Below are 20921 nucleotides of genomic sequence, written 5' to 3'. Positions count from 1 at the left end.
CGGGGGCGGCAGTGTATCGTCGACCCGGGCAATCCTGAGGACGCACATGAGCACCTACGGACTCGGTTCCGTCTTCCATCCGCGGTCGGTCGCCGTGGTCGGCGCCAGCCCGCGCGAGCGCTCGGTCGGCCGCATCGTGCTGCGCAACCTGCGCGATGGGGGCTTCGCCGGGCCACTCGGCGTGGTCAACCCGCGCCATCGCGACATCGACGGCATCGCCACCGCGGCAAGCATCGCGGCACTGGGCTGGGTGCCGGAACTGGTGGTGGTGACCACGCCTCCGGCGTTGGTGCCACGGGTGGTGGCGGAGGCAGCGGCCGCCGGGGTCAGGGCCGCGATCGTGATCACCGCCGGGCTCGGGCAGGGGCCGGGCTCGTTCGCCGAAGAGCTCGCCAGCGCCGCGCGGCCCTCCGGCCTGCGCGTGATCGGCCCCAACTGTCTCGGGGTGATGTCGCCGCACGCGGGGCTCAACGCAAGCTTTGCCGCGAACCCGGCCGCGCCGGGCGACCTCGCCCTGGTGTCGCAGTCGGGCGCGATCGCGGTCGGCATGGTCGAGTGGGGGCTGGCGCGCTCGGTCGGGTTCTCGGCGGTGGTGTCGATGGGCGATGCGCTCGACGTCGACTTCGGCGACCTGCTCGACCATTTCGCGCTGGACCCGCGCACCCGCGCGATCCTGCTGTACGTGGAATCCATCCGCAATGCGCGCAAGTTCATGTCCGCCGCGCGTGCCGCGGCGCGCGCCAAACCGGTGGTGGTGGTGAAGTCGGGCCGCCACGCGGCCGGTGCGCGTGCCGCCGCCACCCATACCGGCGCGCTGGCCGGCTCCGATGCGGTCTACGACGCCGCCTTCCGACGCGCGGGGCTCCTGCGCGTGCACTCTCTCGACGAACTGTTTGCTGCCGCGGAAACCCTGCGCCACGTGCGCGGAACGCCCGGGCGGCGCCTCGGCGTGCTCACCAACGGCGGCGGTGTCGGCGTGCTTGCGGTCGACACGCTGTCGGACCTGGGTGGCACGGTCGCCACGCTGTCCGAAGACACCATCACCCGCCTGGACGGCGTGCTGCCGGGCACCTGGTCGCGCGCCAATCCCGTCGACATCGTCGGCGATGCCGACGGCGCGCGTTACACCGCCGCGCTGGAAGCCATGCTCGCCGACCCCGCCACCGACGCGGTGCTGACGATGAACGTGCCGACCGCACTGTCGTCGGCGTCCGAGGCCGCGCATGCGGTGGTCGACGTGCTCGGTCGTCGCCGCGGGCGCGCCGGCGACAAGCCGGTGTTCGCGGTCTGGCTGGGCAAGCAGCAGGATGCGATCGACACGCTGGACGCGGCCAACATCCCGACCTATGCCACCGAGGCCGACGCGGTGCGCGGTTTCATGTACCTGGTGCGCCACCAGGAAGCGCAGGACGCGCTGAAGGAAACGCCGCCGAGCCTGCCCGAGGATTTCGCGCCCGATGCCGGCGTGGCGCAGGCGGTCATCGCCGAGGCGGTGGCCGCCGGCAGCGAGTGGCTGGATCCGCTGCAGGTCGGCCGGTTGTTCGCCGCCTACGGCATCCCGATCACCCCGGTGGTGCGCGCCGCCGATCCCGATGCCGCCGCGCAGGCTGCCGGCGACCTGCTGGCGCAGGGCGAGGCGGTCGTGGTGAAGATCCTCTCGCCCGATATCCAGCACAAGTCGGACGTCGACGGCGTGCGCCTGGGGCTGGTCAGCGCCGATGCCGTGCGCGAGGCGGCCGCCGGGATCCTGCAGCGCGCCCGCGAGCGGCAGCCGCAGGCGCGCATCGACGGCGTCACCGTGCAGCCGATGGTGGTGCGGCAGAAGGCCCGCGAGCTGATCTGCGGCATCGCCGACGATGCCACCTTCGGACCGGTCATCGTGTTCGGTCGCGGCGGCACCGCGGTGGAGGTGATCGACGACAAGGCGCTGGCGCTGCCGCCGCTGGATCTGCGGCTGGCGCATGAACTGATCGGGCGCACCCGGGTGTCACGCATCCTCAGGGCCTATCGCGACGTGCCGGCTGCCGATACCGATGCCGTCGCGCTGGTGCTGGTGAAGCTGGCGCAGCTCGCCGCGGACCTGCCGCAGGTACGCGAGCTCGACATCAACCCGCTGCTGGCCGATCGCGACGGCGTGGTCGCCGTCGATGCACGGGTGCGCATCGCGCCCACCGTGCCGCTGCACAAGGGCCCCGGCCATCCGCGCTTCGCAGTGCGGCCGTATCCGAAGGAATGGGAGCGCACCGTCGCGCTTGCCGACGGCCGCGAAGCGTTCGTGCGCCCGGTGCGGCCCGAGGACGATGCGATGTTCCGCGCGTTCTTCGGCCACGTCACCACCGAGGACCTGCGGCTGCGCTTCTTCAGCGCGGTGCGTCATTTCAGCCACGAGTTCATCGCCCGGCTGACCCAGCTCGACTACGCGCGTGCGATCGCGCTGGCGATGATCGATCCCGCCACCGGCGAGATGCTCGGCGCGGTACGCCTGCTGGCGGATGCCGACTTCGACCGCGGCGAGTACGGCATCCTGGTGCGTTCCGACCTCAAGGGCCACGGGATCGGCTGGCGCCTGATGCGGCTGATGATCGAGTACGCGCACTGGCTGGGGCTGCGCGTGGTCGAGGGCCAGGTGCTGCGCGAGAACCGCACCATGATCGCGATGTGCCGGCAGCTCGGGTTCGAGGTGGTGCCCGATCCCGACGATGCCACCCTGGTGCGTGTGGTGCTTCCGATCGGCCCGTTGCCGCCGGAACGCTGATCCCTTCCCCCGCGGCGGTGGCGACCGGTCCCGGCCACCACCGCCGCGTTCCCGCTGATCGTTATTCCGGAACCCTGGCCGGCACGAACGGCGATACCGGGTCGCTGGCCGGGAAGGTCTCCTCCAGCGCCTCGTCCTGGTTCTCGTCGACCTGGTCCTTGCGGTCCTGTTCGTCGGCGTCGGCGTCGGGCTGCGGCTGGGGCGTGTGCTGGGTCATGGTCCTGATCTCCGGCGGCGCGTGATGCCGCCGCATTGCGTGGGGTGGGCGAGCGGCCGATGCCACCACGCCATCGGGCGGTGCGCGAAGCGGATCCACCCGGTACCGGTGGATCCTCGCCCCCCGCACGTCAGCGGCAGGTCAAGGACGACCGTTTCGGTACTGCAACGGGTAGACCACGGCCAGGTCCGCTCCCACCGGGTGAACGACATCACCGGCGTGCCCGTGGAAGCGTTCACACGCGGTGCTCCCGGCGCGCGCGCCGGGCAAACGCCGCCGACAGCAAATGGCCAGTCGGCGCGGCGGATAATGGCCGGGTGCGCAAGATCCTCCACATCGACATGGATGCCTTCTACGCCTCGGTCGAGCAGCGCGACGACCCCGCGTTGCGCGGCCGCCCGGTGGTGGTGGCCTGGCGCGGGATGCGCTCGGTGGTCTGCGCGGCCTCCTACGAGGCGCGCCGCTACGGCGTGCGCTCGGCGATGCCGGCCCTGCGCGCCGAACGCCTCTGCCCGGACGCGGTGTTCGTGCCGCCCGACTTCGCCCGCTACAAGGCGGTGTCGAAGCAGGTGCGGGCGATCTTCCACCAGCACACCGACCTGGTCGAACCGCTGTCGCTCGACGAGGCCTATCTCGACGTCACCGAGCCGAAGATCGCCGCGCCCAGTGCCACCGCCACCGCGGAGCGCATCCGCGCGCAGATCCGCGAGGAAACCGCGCTGACCGCATCGGCGGGAGTGGCGCCCAACAAGTTCATCGCCAAGATCGCATCCGACTGGAACAAACCCGACGGGCTGTTCGTGGTGCGGCCGTCGCAGGTCACCGCCTTCCTCACCGACCTGCCGGTGGGGCGTATCCCCGGCGTCGGCAAGGTCATGCAGGGCAGGCTTGCCGAGCTCGGCGTGGCCACCGTCGGCGACCTGCGCGCGCTGCCGCTGGAGCAGCTGGTCGGGCGCTTCGGCGCCTGGGGCCGGCGCCTGCACGAGCGCGCACGCGGCATCGACGAGCGCCCGGTGGAGCCCGACCAGCCGGTGCAGTCGATCTCCTCGGAGGACACCTTCGCCGAGGACCTGCCGCTGGACGCACTGGAGTCGCAGATCCAGCGGTTGGCGGAGAAGACCTGGGCCGCCACCACGCGCACCGAGCGGGTCGGTCGCACCGTGGTGCTCAAACTCAAGACCGCCGATTTCCGCATCCTCACCCGCAGCCTGACGCCGGACATGCCGCCGCGTTCGGCGCAGGAACTCGCCACGATCGCCAGCGCGCTGCGCCACCGCGTGGAGCTTCCGGCCACGACGCGCTACCGGCTGGTGGGCGTGGGCCTGTCGGGCTTTCGCGAACGCGAGGAACTGCCCGGCCAGCGCGAGCTGTTCAGCGTCGCCTGATGGTCACGCGCCGCCGTCGGGCGACCAGTCGAAGGCCAGCGTCTCGTCGCGTTCGAAACGCCGCAGGTGGTTCTCGATGACACGCTGCAGGCGCGCGCGCTCGTCGGCGTCGGGATGCTGCAGGCGGATGCGCAGGCGCTCGCCGTCGACGTCGAAATCCGCGCCCCCATCGGCGGTGAACGGCACATGGGCGTGGCCGTCATGGTCGCGGCGGATCTCGAACTTGTGGCGCCAGTGGTTGCACAGCGTACGCAGCAGGCGTGCGGCATCCGGCGATGCGATGACGGCGGTGGAGGTGGTCTGGGACATGCGTCGTCTCCGGGACTGCAGGGCCCGCACCATAACGCGCGGTCACCCGGCGTGGACGGGCCGGCGCGCGAAGCTGTGTTCCGCTGCACTGGCAGCGTCGCCGCGCGACTGCCAAGGTTTTCCGGGCCTGTTGCGCTAGCGTCGGTGCTGCCCGGAACACACACAGGAGGCGATGCATGCACACCCTGACCCAAGGCGCGGCGGCCGAGCTCTACCAGGCACTGGTGCGCGACGGCGCACGGCGCGGCGGTTGCCCGCTCGACGAGGCAAGCGAGAGTTATCTGGTCTTCGTGCTGTTGCGGCACCAGCGCGACGGCATGCTGCTGGCGCGCACGCAGGCACTGGAATGGCTGCACGCGCAGGAATGCTTCGGGCGGGCGCGTGCCGATGCGCTGCGCGATGTCGGCGATCGTTGCCTGCTGATCGCCGGGCTGTATCCGGCGCTGGCGGAGCGCCGGCGGGTCAGCCTGGACTACTTCGTCGACCTGGGCCGCGGCGCCTACCGCGACGTGGCCGCTGCAAGCCGCGATGCCTACGGCGACCTGTTCGCGCAACTGGCCGCCGGCTATCGCGAGCTGGTGCGCGTGCTGCATGCAATCCGCGGCGACGTCGACGCCGTGCATCCCGCGCACTGAGGCCGCCGGCGCGACGCCCTGGCGCGCGGGTGCGAGAATGGCCCGCCCGCACCGGCAGAGCGCCATGACGTTTCCGTTCCCCGCCGTCCTGTTCGACCTCGACGGCACGCTGGTCGACAGCGCTTCCGACATCGCCGAAGCGGTCAACCGCATGCTGGCCGAACTCGGCCTGCCGCGCGTGCCCGAAGCGCGCATCCGCGGCTGGATCGGCGAAGGCGCGCCGCAGCTGATCACCAGTGCGCTGCGCGATGCAGGCAGTCCGTTGTCGGCGGATGCGGTGTATCCGCGCTTCATGGTCCATTACGAGGCCTGCCTGCTGCTGGCGCCGCGGCTGTACGACGGTGTCGCCGACACCCTGCAGGCGCTGCGCGAGCGCGGCGTACGGATGGCGGTGTGCACCAACAAGCCCTCGCGCTTCGTGCCGCCGCTGCTGGCGGCGATGGGTATCGACGGCTTTTTCGATGAGGTGGTGGGCGGCGACAGCCTCGCCTGGCGCAAGCCCGACCCGCGTCCGCTGCTGCACCTGGCCACGCAGCTGGGTGCAACGCCGCAGCAGTGCCTGATGGTCGGTGATTCGGAAACCGACTTCGCCGCGGCGCGCGCGGCGGCCATGCCGGTGGTGCTGGTGAGCTACGGCTACCCGCGCAGCTTCGATCTGCACGGTGCCGGCGCCCTGGCGGTGATCGACCGTATCGAGGAACTGCTGAGCCTGGCATAGGCACCGCCGCGCGGCGGCGGTGTGGGAGCGGCCTTGGCCGCGATGCCTGCGCACGGATGGTATTCGCGCCTGAAGGCGCTCCCACAGGCGGTGTGGGAGCGGCCTTGGCCGCGATTCCGGGCCGGAAGGGCACGCGGAGCTGCGTCGCGCTCAGCGTACCGGAGCGTAACGCAGCGTCACCATGAACCCGCGGCCAGGCTGGTTGTACCAGCGCACCGTCTCGTAGTCGCGGTCGAACACGTTACTCACCCGCGCCTGCAGGGCCCACGCGGGCGCGAAGGCGTACTCGACGCGCAGGTCGGTGGTGGCGAATCCCCCGACACGGTCGAGATTGGCGGCATCGTCGTAACGGTGGCCGGCGGCGTTGACCGTTGCCCCCACGCGCAGCGCGCCGAACGCGCGGTCGACGTCGACGCGACCGGTGTTGCGCGCACGCCGCGCGAGCAGGTTGTCGTGGCCCGGACCGTCGCTGCGGTTGCGCGGATCGACGTGGCTGAGCTGCGCGCCAAGGCGCCACTCGCCCAGCGCCAGCCCACCGGCCAGATCGGCACCGCGCAGGCTCGCCTTTGCCACGTTGCCGGGCAGGCCGAGTGCGGCGTCGTAGCTGATGAGATCGTCGACGCGGTTCTCGTACACGTCCAGCGCCCAGTGCCAGGCGTTGCGGGCCTGGCTGACTCCGAGGTTCAGGTTCTTCGATTCCTCGGGCTGCAGGCCGGCGTTGCCGAAGCCGGGGTAGTACAGGTCGTTGAAGCTCGGAGCGCGGAAACCCGTGGAGAAGCTGGCATTGAGGCGCAGGTCATGCGCGAGCGACAGGCCCCAGCCGAGGCTGCCGGTGGCGTGGCCGCCGAACTGTTCGTTGTCGTCGTGCCGCGCGCTGGCCTCGATGTGGTGTGCGCCGAAGCGGCCCGTCCAGACCGCGAACACGCCGAGATTGTCCCGCGATGCCACGTCGTACCCGGAGGTGCCGTCGATCCGGTCGCGCAGCCAGTCGATGCCGACCGCCGCGGTCTGCGTGGTGCCCAGCGGCAGGTTCGCCTGGACGGTGGCCTGGTCGCGACGGGTGCGCAATTCGGCGACGTGGATGCCGTGGGCGTAGTCGTCGGTCCGGTCGGTGCTGCGGCCCACGCTCGAGCGGAGGCCGAAGCCGCTGGCCGGCGCATAGTCCAGGGTGGCGCCGGCCACCTGCTGGACGACCTCCGAGTAGTTCGCCCAGCTGCCGTCGTATTCGTTCTCTCCTTCGGCGCGCAGCAGATGCGCATCGAGGGTCCAGTGTTCGGCCAGCGCCACTCCGCCACGCACGCTGGTCGACAGGTTGCGGTAGCCGTCGTCGTCTGGTTCGTCGGTGAAGCAGCCGGCGCCGAAGTCGTACGGATCAGCCGGATCCGGCCCGCGCCCGCGGCACGAGTTGATGCCATCGGTGCGGGTGTAGGCGACGTCCGCACCGAACCACGCACGTTCGCTGCCGCCACCGATGCCGGCACCGGCCCGGCGCAGGTTATTGCTGCCCGCACCGAGGTGCAGACGCGGCCGCAATGCGCCGCGGTCGCGGCGGGTGAAGATCTGGATGACGCCGCCGATCGCATCGGCGCCGTACAGGCTGGAATGCGGTCCGCGTACGATCTCGATGCGTTCGATCTGTTCGACGGGAATGTCCTGCAGCGCAGGCAGGCCGGCGGTGGCGGATCCGATGCGGATGCCATCCACCAGCACCAGGATCTGGTTGGAGCCCGCGCCGCGCATGAACAGCGAGGTCTGCTTGCCCGGCCCGCCGTTGTTCACCAGGTTGATGCCGGCACGCCCTTGGAGCAGCTCCGGCAGGTCCAGCGGCTGGGTGCGTTCGATCTCGGCGCGATCGATCACCTCGGTGGGCGAGATGCTGTCGGCGAGCGTGACGGGCAACCGGGTGCCGGTCACGACGATCTCATCCAGGTCTGCCGCGGCACTCGCGGCATGGCCGGTAGTCGGGACGAATGGAGCGCTGGCCGCGATGGCCAGGAACAACGGTCGGACGTGCATGGAAACTCCTCGCGCGCACCCTCGCACGCGTGTCGTGTGGAGGCAGGCGCTGGATGCGACTGCCCGCGATCGACCCGCACGGAGGCACGCAGGAAACAGGCACGAGGCACGGGATGCACGCGCACGCGCATCGCGCAGCCTCGATGCCCACCGCATCGGCAACCGCTCGGGCCGGGGGCCCGCTCCAGGCCGGTCTCCGGGCTCGCGAGTGGAACGGTCAATGACCGGCCCCAGCGCCGCGCCTTCCCATGGACCGCTTGCGCGGGGACCACAGTGGCGGAGGCGGCGCCTCGACTCGCTTACCGTTGCGGGGGCAGCGCCGGAATGGCGGCGGAGATCTCCGCGCGCGTCACCGGCTTCCCGTTGGACACTGGCGTGTTCAACCCGGCCAATGCCGGGTCACCTGAAGCGCGGCGATTGTACGCCAGCGCAGCCAATGCCGGCGGTCTACCGTTCAATTGCGCAGGCCAAGGCGCGCACGGACCAGCGCGGCGATGCGCGCGGTCTCGCGCAGCGGCACGGCATCGAATGGCGCCAGAGCCGCATCCAGCGCACGCACCCGCCCACGCGACAGCAGCGCATCGATGAACTGCCGCGGCCGTCCACGCACGCCGTCGGGCTCGGCGACGAACACGGGTACCCGGGTGGCACTGGCTTCGGACAGCATGTTCACCGAATCCGCGCTGGACACGATGCGGTCGGCCCATGCGAGCAGGCCGGCATACGGATTGGCGCCGTCGCCTGGCCCGGTCCAGCACACGCCGGGAAGATCGGCCACGCGTGCGCGCAGTGCGCTGACGACGTCGGCCGGCGTGCGCCGTGACACCGTGGCCAGCAGGCTGCCGCCCTCGGCGGCGATGCGCGGCAGCAGCATCGCCGCCAGCCGCTCGAACGCGGCCACGTCGAACCCGACATGCCGGCTCGGCCCGCCCAGCAGCAACGCGGTGCGCGGGCCGGGCAGCGCGCCCAGCGCGGGGTGCGCAACGCGGGCCGCGTCGAGCCAGGCATCGTCGACCGGATGCAGGCTGCCGGTCACGGTCAGTACGTTGTCGCCGCGCAGACCGTCGTGATCGGGTGCGATCACCAGGTCCCAGTGGCACGGGTCGATGCGCGGATCGAGGATCTGCACGGTGCGCGCGCCGGCACGGCCGGCCAGCCGCGTGGCCAGCGCGCCCTGGCGGCCGCAGCCGATCGCCAGCCGCGGCGGCTGCGCCAGCGCCTCTGCCCAGGCATCGCCGAATGCACCCCGTGCACGCGGCAGCATGCGCGGTGCCGCCACGCGCCATGGCGCGCGCGCGGCAAGCGTGAAGCCGCGGGTTGGCCCGCCGAGCGCGGCCGCCAGCGCATCGGCCTGGCGCACGTTGCCGGCGTTGCCGTCGGTGAGGGTCCAGATCGCCGCATCCACGACGTGGTCCTTGAATTGCGCGGGCGTGCGTTCCAGTGGCATGACCTTGCGTTGCGACCCGGGCTCGGCAGCCCTGCGGCCGGGACTCTACACTGCGGGCCTGTTCACACGCGCGGCATCGCCGCAAAGGACCCACGCACGATGAAGGCGCTCGACGCGACTGCCCTGGACCAGCTCTTCCGCACCGCACGCACCTACAACCGCTTCACCGGCGGGATCGACGACGCCACCCTGCAGCGGCTGTACGAACTGGTGAAGTGGGGGCCGACCAGCGCCAACCAGTGTCCGGCGCGTTTCGTGTTCGTAGGGTCCGACGAGGCGAAGCAGAAGCTCGCCCCGGCGCTGTCGGAGGGCAATCGGGAGAAGACGCTGTCGGCGCCGGTGGTGGTGATCGTCGGCCATGACCTCGACTTCCACGAGAAGCTGCCCTACCTGTTCCCCCACACCGATGCGAAGAGCTGGTTCGACGGCCCGCAGGACGCGCGTCGCGACCATGCGCTGCGCAACGGCACCCTGCAGGCGGCCTACCTGATCATGGCCGCCCGCGCGCTGGGCCTCGATACCGGCCCGATGACCGGATTCGACGCGGCGATGGTCGACGAGCTGTTCTTCGCCGGCACCAGCATCCGCAGCAACATCCTCGTCAACATCGGCCATGGCGACCCGGCCAGCATCTTCGACCGCTCGCCGCGGCTGTCGTTCGACGAGGCCTGCCGGATCGCCTGATCCGGCGTCCCATGACTGCCGGATCCGACGATCCGGCGCATGCACCCGACCCGCCACAAGGAGTTCCGCCATGCACATGCCTTCCCGCAGCTTCCTGCAACGCAGTGCGCTGGTCGCCACGCTGGCGTTCGCCGCCGGCGCCGCGTTCGCCGCCCCGGTCACCTACACCATGGATCCGTCCCACACCACCGTGGTCGCGAAGTGGAACCACTTCGGCTTCTCCAACCCGGTGATCCTGTTCGGCGATGCCGAGGGCAGCATCGTCCACGATGCCGACGACGTGTCCGCCTCCAGCGTCCAGGTCACCCTGCCGCTGTCCGGCCTGGAGTCCAACGTGCCGGCGTTCAACGACCACCTGTTGAGCGACGACTTCTTCGATGCCGCCAAGTTTCCGCAGGCCACCTTCCGCAGCACCTCGGTGGAAGCGGCCGGCGAGGGCCGGCTGAAGGTCACAGGCGATCTCACCATCAAGGACATCACCCGCGAAGTGGTGCTCGATGCCACCATCAACGCCATCGGCGCGCACCCGATGAGCAGGAAGCCGACGGCCGGCTTCGATGCGAAGACCACCCTCAAGCGCAGCGACTTCGGCCTGGGCCTGCACGTGCCGAACGTAGCCGACGAGATCGAGCTGCACATCACCACTGAGGCCAGCGCCGCGGAGTGAGCCGGCAGCAGCGGCAGGATGGCGCAGCGGTAACATGGCGACGCCCCCGGATCCGGGGGCGTCGTCGTTTGCGGAGGTCTCCATGCCCGTCCTGTTTCCCGCGCACACCCGCGGCCGCCTGGCGCAGGCCGGCATCGACAGCGTGCACAGCTTCTCGTCGGGCATCTGGATCGACCGCGAACGCATGGGCTTCGGCGCGCTGCGCGTGCTCTCGGAGGAATGCATCGGCGCGGGCGTGGCGCTGCCACCGCAACGTAGAGCCAACATGCAGGTGCTGACCTGGGTGCGCTGTGGCGTGCTGGCGTGGTCCGACGGCGCCGCGTCCGGCGAACTGCATGGCGGCTGCGTGCAGCTGCTGGATGCAGGGCATGGCATCGACCACGTCGAGCACAACCCGTCCGCGGAGCATCCGGTCGACATGGTGCGCCTGTGGCTGCAACCGGCTGTGCTCAACACCACGCCGCGGAAGCTGGAGGCGTGGTTCGACCGCACGGGCCGTGATGGACGCTGGCAGGTACTGGCGGCTGGCGATGCCGATTCCGGCGATGCCGACAACGCCGACCCGGACGCATTGCCGCTGCGTCTGGATGCGCGGATCTCGGTGGCGAGGGTGCCACCGGGCGAGGGGGTGGCGATCGACGTGAAGCCCGGGCGCAAGGTGTGGCTGCAGGTGCTGCACGGGAACGTCGCGATCGGCGAACACGCGCTGGCGGCTGGCGATGCGCTTGCGTGGGATCGTGAGGAGGATCCACAGGCCGAGGTCACCGCAGCGGAACGGCCGGCGGATCTCCTGCGGGTGGAACTGCCGGCCTGAGCGGCAGGGTCACCCACCAGACCGGCGAGCCGCCCTCATCCGGCGCTCCGCGCCACCTTCTCCCGCAGGCGGGAGAAGGGTTGTCAGTCGCGGGGCTCTCGTAAGGGGGCGACCTTGCCTGTCGAGACACCGCCCGCCTCGACTGATTCCTGCTCCCCCGTGCCGGTGTGCGCGGCATGCAAGCCCTACCCTCCGGCGGGGGGGGCAGGACCAACCCTTCTCCCGCCTGCGGGAGAAGGTGCCCCGCAGGGGCGGATGAGGGCGCTGTTCCGGCGTGCCGTTCAGCGATACCGCGCTTCCAGCATCGCCCACGCCGCGCGCAGGCCCTGGGCTTCGCCGCCGGCGGGCTTGCCGGGGCGGTCGCTGTCGTTCCAGGAATACACGTCCAGGTGCGCCCACCGCTGGCCTTCCGGCACGAAGCGCTCGAGATACAGGGCGGCGGTGACCGAACCGGCCATCCGCGAGCCGGCGTTGGCCATGTCCGCGATGCGGCTGTGCAGGTAGCGCAGGTACGGCCGCCACAGCGGCATCCGCCACACCGGGTCGTGGTGGGCCAGGCCCTGCTCCAGCCACGCACTGGCCACGCCGTCGTCGTTGCTGTAGAGCGCCGGCAGGTCGGGGCCCAGCGCGATACGCGCGGCGCCGGTGAGCGTCGCGAAATCGACGATGAGGTCCGGCGACTGCTCGCCGGCCAGCGCCAGCGCATCGCACAGCACCAGGCGCCCCTCGGCGTCGGTGTTGTCGATCTCCACGCTCAGGCCCTTGCGCGTGGCGATCACCTCGCCGGGGCGCAGCGCGTTCGGCCCGATGGCGTTCTCGACCGCCGGGACCAGCAGTGTCAGCCGCACCGGCAGCGCGCGGGCCATGATCAGCTCGGCCATCGCGATCGCATGCGCGGCGCCGCCCATGTCCTTTTTCATGTTGCGCATGCCGTCGGCCGGCTTGATGTCGAGCCCGCCGGTGTCGAAGCACACGCCCTTGCCCACCAGCACCAGATGCGGATGCGCGGCATCGCCCCAGGTCAGCTGCAGCAGGCGTGGTGCGCGGTGCGAGGCGCGGCCGACCGCGTGGATGGCCGGGAAGTTCCGCGCCAGCAGCTCGTCACCGACGATGCTTTCCACGCTTGCGCCATGCGCGGCGCCGATGTCGCGGGTGATCTGTTCCAGCTGCTCCGGGCCCATGTCCTCGGTCGGCGTGTTGACCAGGTCACGCACGCGGTTGCAGGCGGTGACGAGGTGCAGGATGTCGGCATGCTCGCCGTCCAGCACCAGCCGCGCCGGCGCGCGGCCGCCCTTGCAGTAGCGGGTGAAGCGGTAGGCCCCCAGCCCCCAGCCGAGCACGCAGGCGCTGCGCGCGTCGTCGGCGCCGTCCACCGTCCAGTCGCCCGGCGGCAACGCGGTCGGGGCCTGTGCCCAGGCGTAGGGGTCGCGGGCGTCGTCCACCACCCACAGCGCGCCGGCCAGGCCGTCATCGCCGGGCAGCGCGATCCAGCCCTTGCCGTCGAAGCCGTGGCCGTCCAGCCAGGCCTGCGTGCGCGCATCCTGACGCGAGCGCCAGCTGTCGACATCGGCGCGCTGCACCACATGCAACGGGCGCGGCTGCGTGGCGTCGGTGGCGGCGACCAGGCCGGCGGGCAGGGTGGGGGCGGTCGATGTCATGCGGACTCCTGGAAACGGCAAGGTGCGATGCGTCGGGATCAGCCCGGGCCGGCGACGGCGGGGGCGCGGATGTCGTGCGTCTCCATCCAGTCGGCCAGGCCTGCGAGGCTGTCGAATTCGAGGTCGGGCCGCAGCTGGCGGTTGGTCCAGCGGCGGCCGTCGCGGTTGATCCAGCAGGTGCGCAGCCCGGCGCGGAACGCTCCGGCGACGTCGGCATCGACATGGTCGCCGACGTGCAGCACCTCGCCGTGCGCGCAGTCCAGCCGCGCGCAGGCGGCGTGGAAGATGCACGGCGACGGCTTGGCCTTGCCGTGCTCGCGCGAGCCCAGCTGGAACACGAAGTGCGCGTCGATGCCGATCCGGGTGAGGTCGGCATTGCCGTTGGTCAGCGCAGCCACCGGCACCCGCGCGCTGATGCGCGCCAGCGCATCGAGGCTGTCGGGATAGTGCTCGACCTCGTTGCGCGCGGCGTAGAACGCCTCGTAGGCGGGATCCAGCAGTGCCATGTCGGCGCCGCTGTCGCGCAGCGCGATCTCCAGCGTCATGCGCCGCAGCGCGGAGAGGTCATGGGCCAGGTGCGGATTGTTGCGCCACACGCGCTCGCGCATCGCGCGCATCGCCTCGGGCGGCCAGCGTTTCGCGGTTTCCGGGCTGTGGGTGCGCAGCCATTCGTCGAGCACGTGCTCGATGCGCTCGCCGATCGGTGCGAACGGCCACACGGTGTCGTCGAGGTCGAGGGTGATGGCGCGGACGGCGAAAGCCATGGCGGCCATTGTAGGCCGCGGCCGCTGACCGGCACCCGTGCCGTGAGGCACGCAGCGTCCCGCGCCGGGGACTACTCCAGCAGTCGCGCCCAGCGGTCCATGCCTTCCACGCGCACCAGCGCGATCTTGGCGCAGACGAGCAGAGGCACCGCCAGCAGCAGGCCGATGATGCCGAACAGGAACCCGAACACCATCAGCGCGATGATCAGGATCAGCGGCGACAGCGCCATCCGCCGGCCGAGCACGATCGGGGTGATCAGTTGCCCCTCCAGCGTGTGCAGGCCGAGATAGATCGCCACCGGCAGCAGCGACATGCCCAGCGTGTCGAAGCTCACCAGGCCCATCAGCAACATCAGGAACGCGCCGATGAAGGCGCCGACGTACGGGGCGAAATTCAGCAGCGCCACGATCGTGCCCCACATCAGCGCCTCCGGGCCGCCCACGCCCAGCGCCATCAGGCTGCCGGCGAGCGCCATGCCCAGCAGGGTGTTGATGATGCTGATGGTGAGGATGTAGCGCGACACCTCGCGCTCGATCGAGGACATGATGTAGACGGTGAGCTTCTTGCGCTGGCGGTCGGGCAGGATCGCGATCGCATGCCGCTGCAGGCGTTCGCCATAGACCATGAAGAAGAATGTCAGCAGCACCACCGCCAGCACCGACGCCATCATCCGTGGCGTGGCCGCCAGCAGCGCCAGCGTGCCGCCGCTTTTGATCTCCACCAGTTGCACGCGCTGCTTCGGGCCGACATCGGCGACCCGGGCGATCGATTCCGCCGCGGACTGCACCGGCTTGGCCATCTGCTGCAGGCGCGGGGTCAGCGAGCGCAGCTGCCGCGGCGCCTCCTCGATCCATACCCGCACCGGGCCCGCCAGCTGCCAGGCCAGCATGCCGGTTGCCGCCAGGCCACCGATCAGCACGATCAGCGCGCCGAGGAAGCGCGGCACATACAGCCGCCGCAGGCCGCGCAGGATCGGGTTGCCGACCATGGCGAAGAACATCGCCAGCAGAATGGGCAGGATCAGCCCCTGCGCCGCCCAGGCGGCGGCCAGCACGGCAAGGGTGGCCAGCACCACCAGTGAGACCGGCGCGCGCGGGCGGGGCGCGGGCGCCGGGGGCAGCTCGCTGTCGACGGTCTCGCCGCTGGCGACCATGCCGCTAGCGTTCTGACAGGTCGGTGGCGGCCTCGGCCGGTGACGGCTGGCGATCCCACTGCGGGTCCGGCCGGCTGCGATCACTGCGTGGCCGGTCCGCATCGAATGGATGCATCGTCGCCGTGGAGCCCGCTGCCACACGCGCGGCAGGCGTGGACGCGCCCGCAGCCGCGGCACCGGCGGCACTGCCGGCAGCCGCATCGGCAGTGGTTGCGGCGACATCGGCGGTGGTCGCGGCGTCATCGGCGGTATCGGCGGCGGTCTTGGCCTTGCTCGCGGCAAAGCTGGACTGCACCGACGCCACCAGCCCGGCCACCGACGTGACCAGCTGCATCATCTTCGGGTTCGCGACATTGCCCACCTGGCGCAACGCCCGTGCCGGCCGCGCCTTGCCGCTGATGAAGCCCAGCAGCGCGCCCACGATGATGATGCGCGGCGGCGTCCAGCCCTCCTTCCAGTTGGTCTGCAGCCCGCTCCACGACAGCCGGGTCTGCAGGATGCGGCCGTCCACCACCTGCTCGCTGCGCTCGACGCGTGTTTTCAGTTGTTTGAAGTTCATGGCGCCTCCGTCCCCGGTGGCTTCGGACCGGCCAGTCCGTCGCGCTGCGGACCCGCCGCCTCCGAGGGCATCGGGGGTTGGGTGCCCTTGGCGGCGGACGACTCCTCGTCATCCTCGTCGTCCTCGCTGAACAGCCCCAGCCGCTGCAACTGCCGGCGGCTGGCGTGCATGCCCGCGTAATCGAAGAACACCGAGGCCCGCCAACCGGCGACGCCGGTCACCACCAGGCTGACCAGCGCGGTGATCGTGAAAGAGGCCAGCCAGGAGATCCCGTCGATACGTTGCAGCAGCACGATCAGCGCACCCATCAGCAGCAGCCACGCCGACGCGCCGAACACCACCCCGATCGCCACCCAGGCCATTGCACGGCCGGTGGCACTGCGCGCGAGCGCGAAGTCGGCCGAGATCAGCCGTCGCAGCGCACGCCCGGTGTCCAGTGCGGACTTCGCGGTGTCACGCCCGGATTTGCCGATGCGACGGACGCTTTCGTCCACGTGCGGCGCTTTGCCCGGTTCGGGCGCAGCGCCGCCTGTGGCGTCCCGGGGGGCTTGGTCGTCAGGTTTCAAGGCTGTTCCCCGTGGCAGGACTGTTCGTTAGCGGCCGAGCTTGGCGATCAGCCAGCCGGCAGCGAAGGCGACGCCGAACGAGGCCAGCGGACGCTCGCGGATCATGTCGGCCGCGCTGTCGACCAGGTCTTTGCCCTTGTCGAGCAGCTCGTCCATCTGCTCATGGCCGGCCTGGTTGAGGCCACCCAGCGCCGACATGCCGGCGGAGGCGCCATCGGACAGGTCGGCCTTCAGATTGGCCTGGCCGGCCTTCAGTTCTTCGGCGGCAGCCGCGGCGGCATTGCGCAGCGCGCTGCTGGCATCGGTGGCGGCCTGCTTCAGCGAGCCGCCGCAGTCACCGAGGTCCTGCTTGAGGGTATTGGTCGGGGTGGTGCTCATGGTGGTTCTCCGTTGGGGGTAAAGGGTGGGGGGCGGGACTACTACTGCAGGCGCAGCTGGTACTGGCGGCCACCGCGGACCACCAGCAGCACCAGGGCGTCCGGCTGGCCGGCCAGGGTGGCGCGGAAGCCGGCAAGGTCGTGGAACTGGCCACCGGTGGCGGCGCGGATCAGGTCCCCGGCGCGCAGGCCGTTGCGGGCCGCCGCGCTGCCGGGCTCGACACGCTCCACCAGCACGCCGCTGATGCGGTCGGTCTGGCGGCGCAGTGCTTCGGGAAGGTCGGACAGGGTGGCGCCGGCCAGCCGCGGGTCATACGAGGCGCCGTCGCGCGGCAGCTCGGTCAGGCGCGTGGAGATCTCGATGGTGCGGCCGTCGCGCAGCACCGACAGCGTCATCGGCGCATCCACCGGCTGCAGGCCCTGGATGTTGCGCAGCGCCTCGGCGTTGTCCACGCGCTGGCCGTTGGCGGCGACGATGACATCGCCGGTGCGCAGTCCGGCACGTGCGCCGGCCGCACCTTCGTGCACCCGCGTCACCACCGCACCGCGCGCCTCGTCGATCCCCAGGCCCTGGGCGATGCGCGCGTCCACCGTCTGGGTGTCGATGCCCAGGGTGCCGCGGCGCACCGTGCCGCTGTTCTCCAGCTGGCGCATCACGCTGCCGGCGAGATTGGACGGGATCGCGAAGCCGATGCCGATATTGCCGGCCATGCTGCCGCGCACGTTGAAGCTGGCGGTGTTGATGCCGACCAGCTCGCCGCGCAGGTTGACCAGCGCGCCGCCGGAATTGCCCGGGTTGATCGACGCATCGGTCTGGATGAAGTTCTGGAAGCCGATGCCCGGCACGTTGCTGCGGCCGACCGCCGAGACGATGCCGGAGGTCACCGTCTGGCTGAAGCCGAACGGGTTGCCCACCGCGACCACGAAATCGCCGACCCGCAGCGTGCTGCTGTCAGCCAGCGGGATCGCGGTGAGGTCGGTGGACTCCACCCGCATCAGCGCGATGTCGGTCTCCGGGTCGGAGCCGAGGAACTCGGCCGGCAGCGTGCGCCCGTCCGACAGCGTCACCGACACCTCGTCGGCGCCCTCGATCACGTGGTGGTTGGTCAGCACCAGGCCGCGCTGGGCATCGACGACCACGCCCGAGCCCAGCGACTGGTCCAGCCGCTCCTGGCTCATCTCGGGAAACATGCGGCGGAAGAACGGGTCGTTGCCGAACGGGCTGACCTGCACGCGGCGGGTGTTGTGCACGCCGACGACGGCCGGGATCACCTGCTCGAGCATGGGTGCCAGCGACGGCAGCGGCTGGCCGCCGATCGACGGCAGCCCCGACGTGACCACACCGGCCGGCGCCGGCACCGCGGGCTCGGCCGCGCGCGCCTGGCGTGGCAGGTCGGTGAGCACGGTGGCGGCCATGCCGCCGAACGCGGCAGCGGCCATCAGGGCAAGGAGGGTCGGGAATGGGCGCATGTGAAGTTGATTGTTCTGTCGGGGTGGGTGGCAGCGGCGTGAAAGCGGGGTGCGCGACACGTCGCCGGGGCCCGACGGTAACGCGCAGTCAGCTTGTGCTCCACACCCGCGGGGCGCCGCGCCACTGCTTGAAAAGCGCCTGTTCATGATCACCCGGCGGGCCGCTCCCGTGGCCCGTGAAGACCCCCGCGCACCGCACGTCGGAGACCCCGTCAAGGCGTTGACTTCGCCCCCGTCCGGGCGTAGCTTGGACCGCGTTGTCCACTACATCTTGGGGTCTGCATGAAGCCCATAACCCAAGCACTGGTGGACAGGCAAGGTCGGCATGCAACGCCTGACGGGGAGGCGGACGTGCAGGTAATCGGCCCCGGGCCACGCGCAAACCACGGACACGATCGCGATGCGTAACCACGCAGCGCGCTCCGGGCGTCGGTGCCTCCAGGCGCCGGCACCGGACACCCACCCATGAAACAACATCACGGCGGAAGCACTCCGCCGGACACCACAGGAGACAGGTCAGGCATGAGCACGGTGCGCCTCGAGGCGGTCAGGAACGACACGACCACGGACATCCCGATGCAGCCCGCGTCGGCGGACATCTGGGACAAGAAGTACCGCCTCAAGACCAAGCAGGGCGAACCGGTGGATGCCGACATCGACGGCACCTACCAGCGCGTCGCCCGCGCGCTGGCCGATGCCGAGCCCGATGGCGAGAAGCGCAAGTACTGGTACGAGCGCTTCCTGTGGGCGCTGCGCCGCGGGGCGATCCCGGCCGGCCGCATCACCTCCAACGCCGGCGCGCTGGCGCACAAGCCCGCCACCTCGACGATCAACTGCACCGTCTCCGGCACCATCGGCGACTCGATGGACGGCATCCTGCAGAAGGTCCACGAGGCCGGGCTGACGCTGAAGGCCGGCTGCGGCATCGGCTACGAGTTCTCGACGCTGCGCCCGCGCGGCGCGTTCGTCGCCGGCGCCGGCGCCTACACCTCGGGCCCGATGTCGTTCATGGATATCTACGACAAGATGTGCTTCACCGTGTCCTCGGCCGGCGGCCGCCGTGGCGCGCAGATGGGCACCTTCGACGTCAGCCACCCCGACGTGCGCGACTTCATCCGCGCCAAGCGCGAGGACGGCCGCCTGCGCCAGTTCAACCTCTCGCTGCTGGTCACCGACGGCTTCATGCAGGCTGTGGAGACAGATGCCGACTGGCCGCTGGTGTTCCCGCTGTCGCTGAAGGAAGAGGGCGATGTCGACCTCGCCGATGCCGAGCAGGTGATCTGGCGCGAGTGGCCGCAGACCGAAGGCTACGTGGTGCGCGACGACGGCCTGGTGGCCTGCCGGGTCTACGGCAAGGTCCGTGCCCGCCACCTGTGGGACATGATCATGGTCTCGACGTACGACTACGCCGAGCCGGGCTTCATCCTGATCGACAAGGTCAACGAGATGAACAACAACTGGTGGTGCGAGAACATCCGCGCCACCAACCCCTGTGGCGAACAGCCGCTGCCGCCCTACGGCGCGTGCCTGCTGGGGTCGATCAACCTCACCAAGTTCGTGCGCGACCCGTTCACCGACCGCGCGCGTTTCGACTGGGAGGAATACAAGGAAGTCGTGCGCGTGTTCACCCGCATGCTCGACAACGTGGTGGAAGTGAACGGCCTGCCGCTGGAAGAGCAGCGCAACGAGATCATGCGCAAGCGCCGCCACGGCATGGGCTTCCTCGGCCTGGGGAGCACCGTGACCATGCTGAAGATGAAGTACGGCTCGAAGGAGAGCTGCGAGTTCACCGAAGCCATCGCCCGCGACATGGCGATTGCCGGCTGGGAAACCGGCCTGGCGCTGGCGCAGGAAAAGGGCCCGGCGCCGATCATGGAAGAGCGCTTCACGGTCACCCGGGAAATGCTGCGCAAGCGCCCGGAGATGGCGAAGGACGGCTGGAAGATCGGCCAGGAGATTGAAGGCAAGGTGCTGCACGCGCGCTACAGCCGCTACATGCAGAAGGTGGCCACGGTTGCACCCGAGCTCGTCGAGCAGCTGGCCGAAACCGGTGCGCGCTTCACCCACCACAGCTCGATCGCGCCCACCGGCACCATCAGCCTGTCGCTGGCCAACAACGCCTCCAACGGCATCGAGCCGTCGTTCGCGCATCACTACAGCCGCAACGTGATCCGCGAAGGCAAGAAGTCCAAGGAGAAGGTGGACGTGTTCTCCTTCGAGCTGCTGGCCTACCGCCACCTGGTGAACCCGAAGGCGATGCCGTTCGCCGAAAGCGCCGACGCCCAGCTGCCCGACTATTTCATCTCTGCCGACGACGTCTCGCCCAGGGAACACGTGGACGTGCAGGCCGCCGCGCAGAAGTGGGTGGACAGCTCGATCTCCAAGACCGCGAACGTCCCGACCGACTACCCGTACGAGGACTTCAAGGACATCTACACCTACGCCTACCGGCAGGGCCTCAAGGGCTGCACCACGTTCCGCTTCAACCCGGCCGCCTTCCAGGGCGTGCTGGTGAAGGAAAAGGATCTGGAGAACACCACCTACCGCTTCGAACTCGAGGACGGTTCGGTGGTGGAGGTGAAGGGCAACGAGCGGATCGAATACGACGGCGAGACCCACACCGCCGCCAACCTGTTCGATGCGCTGAAGGAAGGGTATTACGGCAAGTTCTGAGGCAGAGCGCGGTTCGCCGCGCCCGGTCGCTCCGCGAACAGACACGTGAAGGC

The 20921-nt window shown here is 70.5% G+C and carries 19 protein-coding genes and 1 riboswitch; of the genes, 8 read left to right on the top strand and 11 right to left on the bottom strand.

Going from position 1 to position 20921, the window contains the following annotated elements; all coding sequences use genetic code 11:
• The first annotated feature begins 46 nt into the window (after positions 1-46).
• The gene (locus LDO11_RS11425) at positions 47-2755 is read left to right on the top strand and encodes a bifunctional acetate--CoA ligase family protein/GNAT family N-acetyltransferase (RefSeq protein WP_232141659.1); all 2709 of its coding nucleotides are present in this window, start codon (positions 47-49) and stop codon (positions 2753-2755) included.
• Positions 2756-2816: 61 nt separating this feature from the next.
• On the opposite strand, the gene LDO11_RS11420 is transcribed toward LDO11_RS11425, so the two are convergent.
• A complete protein-coding gene (locus LDO11_RS11420; RefSeq protein WP_164972206.1) occupies positions 2817-2972 on the bottom strand; it encodes a hypothetical protein in 156 nt (51 codons plus the stop codon).
• A gap of 317 nt (positions 2973-3289) precedes the next feature.
• Between LDO11_RS11420 and dinB the strand changes: the two genes are divergently transcribed.
• Positions 3290-4357, top strand: coding sequence for a DNA polymerase IV (dinB, locus tag LDO11_RS11415; protein WP_232141658.1), 1068 nt, complete (start codon positions 3290-3292; stop codon positions 4355-4357).
• Between the two features lie 3 nt (positions 4358-4360).
• Here dinB and LDO11_RS11410 read toward each other — a convergent pair whose 3' ends face one another.
• Positions 4361-4666 carry a DUF2218 domain-containing protein gene (locus LDO11_RS11410; protein WP_129136821.1) on the bottom strand — a complete coding sequence of 102 codons (306 nt, stop codon included), beginning with the start codon at positions 4664-4666 and terminating at the stop codon, positions 4361-4363.
• Between the two features lie 176 nt (positions 4667-4842).
• Here LDO11_RS11410 and LDO11_RS11405 point away from each other — a divergent pair, with 176 nt between their 5' ends.
• A complete protein-coding gene (locus LDO11_RS11405) occupies positions 4843-5301 on the top strand; it encodes a hypothetical protein (protein WP_232141657.1) in 459 nt (152 codons plus the stop codon).
• A gap of 64 nt (positions 5302-5365) precedes the next feature.
• The gene (locus LDO11_RS11400; RefSeq protein ID WP_232141656.1) at positions 5366-6019 is read left to right on the top strand and encodes a phosphoglycolate phosphatase; all 654 of its coding nucleotides are present in this window, start codon (positions 5366-5368) and stop codon (positions 6017-6019) included.
• Between the two features lie 150 nt (positions 6020-6169).
• On the opposite strand, the gene LDO11_RS11395 is transcribed toward LDO11_RS11400, so the two are convergent.
• Positions 6170-8035, bottom strand: a complete 1866-nt coding sequence (locus LDO11_RS11395; RefSeq protein ID WP_232141655.1) for a TonB-dependent receptor domain-containing protein — start codon at positions 8033-8035, stop codon at positions 6170-6172.
• Between the two features lie 170 nt (positions 8036-8205).
• Positions 8206-8457, bottom strand: a riboswitch (cobalamin riboswitch).
• Between the two features lie 32 nt (positions 8458-8489).
• Complete coding sequence (locus LDO11_RS11390) at positions 8490-9482, bottom strand: mitochondrial fission ELM1 family protein (RefSeq protein WP_232141654.1); 993 nt, start codon at positions 9480-9482, stop codon at positions 8490-8492.
• 99 nt (positions 9483-9581) lie between these two features.
• Here LDO11_RS11390 and LDO11_RS11385 point away from each other — a divergent pair, with 99 nt between their 5' ends.
• From LDO11_RS11385 to LDO11_RS11375, 3 genes are all read left to right on the top strand, one after another.
• A complete protein-coding gene (locus LDO11_RS11385) occupies positions 9582-10166 on the top strand; it encodes a malonic semialdehyde reductase (RefSeq protein ID WP_232141653.1) in 585 nt (194 codons plus the stop codon).
• Positions 10167-10236: 70 nt separating this feature from the next.
• Positions 10237-10833 carry a YceI family protein gene (locus LDO11_RS11380; protein WP_232141652.1) on the top strand — a complete coding sequence of 199 codons (597 nt, stop codon included), beginning with the start codon at positions 10237-10239 and terminating at the stop codon, positions 10831-10833.
• Positions 10834-10915: 82 nt separating this feature from the next.
• Complete coding sequence (locus LDO11_RS11375) at positions 10916-11647, top strand: pirin family protein (protein ID WP_232141651.1); 732 nt, start codon at positions 10916-10918, stop codon at positions 11645-11647.
• Between the two features lie 281 nt (positions 11648-11928).
• Here the strand turns inward: LDO11_RS11375 and LDO11_RS11370 are convergent, their stop codons facing one another.
• The 7 genes from LDO11_RS11370 to LDO11_RS11340 all read right to left on the bottom strand — a co-directional run bounded on the left by LDO11_RS11370 (position 11929) and on the right by LDO11_RS11340 (position 18195).
• Complete coding sequence (locus LDO11_RS11370) at positions 11929-13305, bottom strand: leucyl aminopeptidase family protein (protein WP_232141650.1); 1377 nt, start codon at positions 13303-13305, stop codon at positions 11929-11931.
• 38 nt (positions 13306-13343) lie between these two features.
• Positions 13344-14069: an HAD family hydrolase gene (locus LDO11_RS11365; RefSeq protein ID WP_232141649.1), complete on the bottom strand. Its 726-nt coding sequence runs from the start codon at positions 14067-14069 to the stop codon at positions 13344-13346.
• A gap of 71 nt (positions 14070-14140) precedes the next feature.
• Positions 14141-15223, bottom strand: coding sequence for an AI-2E family transporter (locus tag LDO11_RS11360; protein WP_232141648.1), 1083 nt, complete (start codon positions 15221-15223; stop codon positions 14141-14143).
• Positions 15224-15227: 4 nt separating this feature from the next.
• Entirely contained in the window at positions 15228-15782 is a 555-nt protein-coding gene (locus tag LDO11_RS11355) for a protein sip-5 (protein WP_232141647.1), read from the bottom strand.
• Positions 15779-16348, bottom strand: a complete 570-nt coding sequence (locus LDO11_RS11350) for a phage holin family protein (RefSeq protein WP_232141646.1) — start codon at positions 16346-16348, stop codon at positions 15779-15781. The genes LDO11_RS11355 and LDO11_RS11350 overlap by 4 nt, the downstream gene beginning before the upstream one ends.
• A gap of 27 nt (positions 16349-16375) precedes the next feature.
• Positions 16376-16726 (bottom strand): hypothetical protein, encoded by a 351-nt coding sequence (locus LDO11_RS11345; RefSeq protein WP_232141645.1) that lies wholly within the window; start codon positions 16724-16726, stop codon positions 16376-16378.
• A gap of 41 nt (positions 16727-16767) precedes the next feature.
• Positions 16768-18195, bottom strand: a complete 1428-nt coding sequence (locus LDO11_RS11340) for a Do family serine endopeptidase (RefSeq protein WP_232141644.1) — start codon at positions 18193-18195, stop codon at positions 16768-16770.
• Between the two features lie 522 nt (positions 18196-18717).
• Between LDO11_RS11340 and LDO11_RS11335 the strand changes: the two genes are divergently transcribed.
• A complete protein-coding gene (locus LDO11_RS11335; RefSeq protein ID WP_232141643.1) occupies positions 18718-20868 on the top strand; it encodes an adenosylcobalamin-dependent ribonucleoside-diphosphate reductase in 2151 nt (716 codons plus the stop codon).
• The last annotated feature ends 53 nt before the right edge of the window (positions 20869-20921 follow it).

Source organism: Alterluteimonas muca, assembly GCF_021191595.1.
GTDB lineage: Bacteria > Pseudomonadota > Gammaproteobacteria > Xanthomonadales > Xanthomonadaceae > Luteimonas > Luteimonas muca.
Note: the sequence above shows the minus strand (reverse complement) of the source record. Positions and strands in the feature narration are given on the sequence as shown.